This window comes from Pseudomonas uvaldensis (assembly GCF_021271205.1).
Taxonomy (GTDB): domain Bacteria; phylum Pseudomonadota; class Gammaproteobacteria; order Pseudomonadales; family Pseudomonadaceae; genus Aquipseudomonas; species Aquipseudomonas uvaldensis.
Map to the genome: position 1 here is coordinate 1 of NZ_JAIWKS010000027.1, position 3075 is coordinate 3075.

Here is a 3075-nt window from a genome sequence, read left to right on the forward strand (position 1 = left end):
CTGGCCCAGACGGCGACCCTTGGCTTGCTGGTTGATGCAACGATGCCGGTGATCGACCTCGGTAGCGGGCTGTGGCAGGACGAATCCGTCTCGAATCCGCAGGTGCCTGAGCTGACCTCGTCGCATCTGGCCTATGTGATCTATACCTCGGGATCCACCGGATTGCCGAAAGGCGTGATGATCGAGCACCGCAACACGGTGAACTTCCTGACCTGGGCGCATCGGTCATTTGACTCGAACACCCTGTCGAAAACCTTGTTCTCGACTTCGTTGAACTTCGACCTGGCGGTCTATGAATGCTTCGCGCCGCTGACGTCGGGCGGCAGCATTGAAGTGGTCACTAATGTGCTGGAACTGCAACAGGGCGAGCACGACATTACCCTGATCAACACCGTGCCATCGGCGCTCAAGGCGTTGCTGGAGTCGGGTGGGCTGGGTGAGGGCGTGGATACCGTCAACGTGGCGGGTGAGGCTCTTAAACGCAGTCTGGTGGAAGCGCTGTTCGAGCAGACCCAAGTCAAGCGCCTGTGCAACCTTTACGGCCCTTCGGAAACCACGACCTATTCGAGCTGGGTGTCGATGGCTCGCGAGGATGGGTTTGTTCCGCACATCGGTAAGCCGGTGGCGAACACCCAGTTCTACCTGTTGGATGAACACAAACAACCGGTACCACTGGGCGTGCCGGGCGAAATCTACATCGGTGGTGCTGGCGTGGCGCGGGGTTATTTGAACCGCAACGACCTGACCGCCGAGCGTTTCCTCAAGGATCCGTTCAGCAGTGATCGCAATGCGCGGATGTACAAGACCGGCGACCTGGGTCGCTACCTGCCCGATGGCAACATCGAATACCTGGGCCGTAACGACGATCAGGTGAAGATCCGCGGTTTCCGCATCGAGCTGGGCGAGATCGAGGCGCGGCTGGCCCAACACGATGCTGTGAAGGAAGCCGTGGTGCTAGCCCGTGAAGATGTACCGGGCGATAAGCGTCTGGTCGCCTATTTCACCGAATCGGTAACGGCGGACATCGAAAGTCTTCGCGGCCATTTACAAGCGCAACTGCCGGAATACATGGTGCCTGTGGCCTACGTGCGCCTGGATGCGCTGCCGCTGACCCCGAACGGCAAACTCGACCGCAAGGCCTTGCCGGCGCCGGATCAGGACTCGGTCATCAGCCGGGGCTATGAAGCGCCGCAAGGTGAAACCGAAATCGCCTTGGCGCAGATCTGGCAAGACCTGCTCCAGGTGGAACGCATCGGTCGCCACGACCATTTCTTCGAACTGGGCGGTCATTCGCTGCTGGCCGTCAGCCTGATCGGGCGCATGCGCCAGCTGGGCTGGTCGGCGGACGTGCGCGTGTTGTTCGGCCAGCCGACCTTGAAGGCACTGGCGGCCGCCATCGGCAGCGGTCACGAAGTCGAGGTGCCGGACAACGGTATCGTGCCGGGATGCACCCGGATCACCCCGTCGATGCTGACATTGGTCGACCTGGACCAACAGGCCATCGACCGCATCGTGGCGACGGTGCCGGGTGGTGCGCTCAATGTGCAGGACATCTACCCGCTGGCGCCGTTGCAGGAGGGCATTCTCTACCACCATCTTTCGGCGGAGCAGGGCGATCTGTACGTCCTCCAGGCGCAGTTCGCCTTCGACGACCGTGAGCGTCTCGAGGCGTTTGTCCAGGCGTTGCAAGCGGTGATCGATCGCCATGACATCCTGCGTACCAGCGTCGTCTGGGATGGCCTGACGGCGCCGGTGCAAGTGGTCTGGCGCGAGGCGAAGCTGCACCTCGATGCGGTGGAGTTCGACCCGACCGCCGGCGATGCCGTGGCGCAGCTGCGCCAGCGCTTCGATCCGCGTCACCATCGCCTGGACGTGGGCCAGGCCCCGCTGATGCGCCTGGTCTACGGGCAGGACGAGGCCAATCGTCGACTGGTGGCGACCCTGCTGTTCCACCATATGGCGCTCGACCACACGGCGCTGGAAGTGGTGCAGCAGGAGATGCAGGCGTACTTGCTGGGCGAAACCGCACAACTGGCGGCCACGGTGCCCTATCGCAACTACGTGGCGCAGGCACGACTGGGGGTGAGTCGTGAAGAGCACGAGGCGTTTTTCCGCGACATGCTCGGTGATGTCGACGAGCCGACATTGCCGTTCGGCCTGTTGGATGTACAGGGTCAGAGTCATGATATCGAAGAGGCCCGGCAGGCATTGGATCCGGCCCTGGACCTGCGCCTGCGTCAGCAGGCCCGGCAATTGGGCGTGAGCGTCGCGAGCCTGGTGCATCTGGCCTGGGCCCAGGTGCTGGGCAAGGTGTCCGGTCGCCAGGACGTGGTATTCGGAACCGTGCTGATGGGCCGGATGCAGGGCGGCGAGGGCGCCGACCGGGCGCTGGGCATGTTCATCAATACCCTGCCATTGCGCGTGGCGGTCGGGCAGCAAGGGGTGCGGGCGGGCGTCAAGGCCACCCATGAGCGGTTGACGGCCCTGCTGGGGCATGAGCACGCTTCCCTGGCCTTGGCCCAGCGATGCAGCGCCGTGGCGGCGCCGTTGCCGCTGTTCAGCGCCTTGCTGAACTACCGACACAGCGTCACCGGCACGGTTTCGGCACCTGCGATGCACGCGTGGCGCGGTATCCAGGCCCTGGATGGCGAGGAGCGCACCAACTATCCGCTTACCCTGAACGTCGACGACCTGGGTAACGGCTTCAGCCTGACGGTGCTCGTGGACGCCCGGATCGGCGCGCAGCGGGTCTGCGGGTATGTGCAGGCAGCGCTGGAGAATCTGGTGGAGGCGTTGCAGCAGACACCGCAGGCGGCATTGTATCGCCTGCCGATTCTGCCGGCTTCCGAGCGCGAACAGGTGCTGGCGACATTCAATGCCACGCAAGCGGAGTATCCGCTTGAGCAGACCATTCATGGCTTGTTCGAGGAACAGGTGCAACGGACTCCACTCGATGTGGCCGTCCTGCACGGCGAACAGCATCTCAATTATCGCGAACTGAACGAGCGGGCTAACCGCCTGGCGCATTACCTGCGCAAGCAGGGCGTACGGCCGGATTCGCGGGTGGCGATCTGC

At 63.4% G+C, this 3075-nt stretch carries 1 protein-coding gene; it reads left to right on the forward strand.

Going from position 1 to position 3075, the window contains the following annotated elements:
- The coding region (locus tag LCU97_RS26410) for a non-ribosomal peptide synthetase (protein ID WP_232778199.1) at window positions 1-3075 on the forward strand (3075 nt) is incomplete at both ends.